The sequence below is a fragment of the Streptomyces sp. SID5910 genome, assembly GCF_009862125.1.
Classification (GTDB): Bacteria; Actinomycetota; Actinomycetes; order Streptomycetales; family Streptomycetaceae; genus Streptomyces.
Map to the genome: position 1 here is coordinate 1 of NZ_WWHX01000986.1, position 2,509 is coordinate 2,509.

Here is a 2,509-nt window from a genome sequence, read left to right on the forward strand (position 1 = left end):
GCAGCGCCTGCGCGGCGACCGCGCCGGCGGAGCCGTGCAGGACGAGGCGGGCGGCGCCGGGGCGCTGCACGGCGGCGCGGATGCGTTCGGCGACCAGCTCGTAGTGGGTGCAGCCCAGGACGACGGTCGTCACGTCGGCGGGCGTCAGCGCGGCCGCGGCGGCGACGGCGGCGGTGATCGCCGTCTCGTCGGCGTGCTCGACGGCCTCGGCGAGACCGTGGCACGGCACCTCGGTGACGGGCGTGCCGGCGGCGAAGTCCTCGATGAGTCCGCGCTGGTAGGGGCTGCCGGTCGTGGCGGGCGTCGCCCAGATCGCCACGGGGCCGCCGCCGGCCGCGGCGGGCTTGATCGCCGGGACGGTGCCGATGACCGGAAGGCCGGGTTCGAAGCGGGCCCGCAGCGCGGGCAGCGCGTGCACGGTGGCCGTGTTGCAGCCGACGATCAGGGCCTCGGGCCGGTGCGCTGCGGCGGCCTCGGCGACGGCCAGGGCGCGGCCCGTGAGGTCTTCGGGGGTCCGCGGGCCCCAGGGCATGCCGTCGGGGTCGAGGGAGAGGATCAGATCAGCGTCCGGCCGCAGGCGCCGTACCGCAGCGGTGGCCGCCAGCAGACCGATTCCGGAGTCCATGAGCGCGATCTTCACCCGGCCACGATAGACGATGGGCCTTCGCGCGCCCCGTCGTGGGGCAGACTGCGCACGTGAGCGCCGATGCGTGGACTTCCGTCGTGACCGTCGTATCCGCCCTGTCCCTCGCCGCCTGGCTGTGGCTGCTGCTCGCCCAGGGTTTCTTCTGGCGTACGGACGTCAGACTGCCCCGCCGTGCGGAACCGGACGTGTGGCCTCCGGTGTGCGTCGTCGTGCCGGCGCGCGACGAGGCGGAGGTCCTGCCGGCGAGCCTGCCGTCGCTGCTGGCCCAGGACTATCCGGGGCGGGCGGAGGTCTTCCTGGTCGACGACGGCAGCACGGACGGCACCGGCGACCTGGCGCGCGACCTGGCCGGGCGCCGGGGCGGGCTGCCGCTCACCGTGGCGTCGCCCGGGGAGCCGCCGGCGGGCTGGACGGGCAAGCTGTGGGCGGTGCGGCACGGCATCGAGCTGGCACGCGCGCGGGAGCCCGAGTACCTGCTGCTGACGGACGCCGACATCGCCCACGCGCCGGACAGCCTGCGGCAGCTGGTGGCCGCGGCCCGCACCGGCGGTTTCGACGTCGTCTCGCAGATGGCGCGGCTGAGGGTCGAGAGCGCCTGGGAGCGGCTCGTGGTGCCGGCCTTCGTCTACTTCTTCGCACAGCTCTACCCGTTCCGGTGGATCGGCAAGGTCCGTGCCGGGAAGAGGCCGACGCGGACGGCGGCCGCCGCGGGCGGCTGCGTGCTGCTGCGCGCCGACGCCGCCGGGCGGGCGCGCATCCCGGACGCCATCCGGCACGCGGTGATCGACGACGTGGCCCTCGCCCGGGCGGTCAAGGGCAGCGGCGGCCGGGTGTGGCTGGGGCTGGCCGACGGCGTGGACAGTGTGCGCCCCTATCCGCGGCTGCACGACCTGTGGCGGATGGTCTCGCGCAGCGCCTACGCGCAGCTCAGGCACAACCCCCTGCTGCTCGCCGGCACGGTCGCCGGCCTGGTGCTGGTGTATCTGGTGCCGCCGGCCGCGGCGGTCGCGGGCGCGGCGGCCGGGGAGACGGCGGCGGCGGTGTGCGGAGCCGCCGCGTGGCTGGTGATGGCGGGGACGTACGTGCCGATGCTGCGGTACTACCGGCAGCCGCTGTGGCTCGCCCCGCTGCTGCCGTTCACCGCGTTCCTGTACCTGCTGATGACGGTCGACTCGGCGGTGCAGCACTACCGGGGGCGCGGTGCGGCCTGGAAGGGCCGCACCTACGCCCGTCCGGGCGCCCTGCCCGACGAGGGCTGAACGCCCGCGCCGGCAGGGTTCACTTGCGGCCCGGGGTCCAGTTCATGCCCCACCCGTAGGCGTAGTCGACCGTCCGCTGCGGGCTCACGCCGCGCTCCGGCACCAGGTAGCGGGCCTCGCGCTGGACGACGAGGTCGTTGCCGGTGTTGGTGATCAGGGCGAGGGCGCACACCGTCGAGGGGACCGTGCACTCGTCGAGCGAGAAGTCGATCGCGGCGCCGTACTGCGGCTGGAGGGTGACGGTGGCGTGCAGGTCGGCGAAGGAGCGCGCCCCCTCGTAGATGGTGACGAAGACGAGGATGCGCCGGAAGGACTTCTGGTGGTCGAGGTTGACGGTGAGGTTCTCGCCGGTCGACACGGCGCCGGTGCGGTCGTCGCCGTCGAGGTGGATGAACGGCGGCTGGTGCAGGGCGCCGAAGGCGTTGCCGAGGGCCTGGACGACGCCCTTGCTGCCGTCGCTCAGCTCGTACAGGCAGCACAGGTCGAGGTCCAGGTCGTCGTGCATGGCGACCGGGCGGCCCAGTTTGCGGGCCCAGCCGGAGAACTGCTTGCGCACCTCCCAGTTGAGGTTGACGCGCATCGCGCCCGAGGTGCCGCCCTGCTT

General features: G+C 74.6%; 2 protein-coding genes and 1 pseudogene. 1 reads left to right on the forward strand and 2 read right to left on the reverse strand.

Features of this window, described 5'->3' with window-relative positions:
- Positions 1–640: glutamate racemase (locus tag GTW67_RS35115; protein ID WP_161168763.1), on the reverse strand; the 640-nt coding region annotated here is incomplete at its 3' end.
- A gap of 38 nt (positions 641–678) precedes the next feature.
- On the opposite strand from GTW67_RS35115, the gene GTW67_RS35120 reads away from it, so the two are divergent.
- Complete coding sequence (locus GTW67_RS35120; RefSeq protein WP_161168764.1) at positions 679–1,905, forward strand: glycosyltransferase; 1,227 nt, start codon at positions 679–681, stop codon at positions 1,903–1,905.
- Between the two features lie 19 nt (positions 1,906–1,924).
- Here GTW67_RS35120 and GTW67_RS35125 read toward each other — a convergent pair.
- A pseudogene (locus GTW67_RS35125) lies at positions 1,925–2,509 on the reverse strand (Tellurium resistance); the annotation flags it as partial.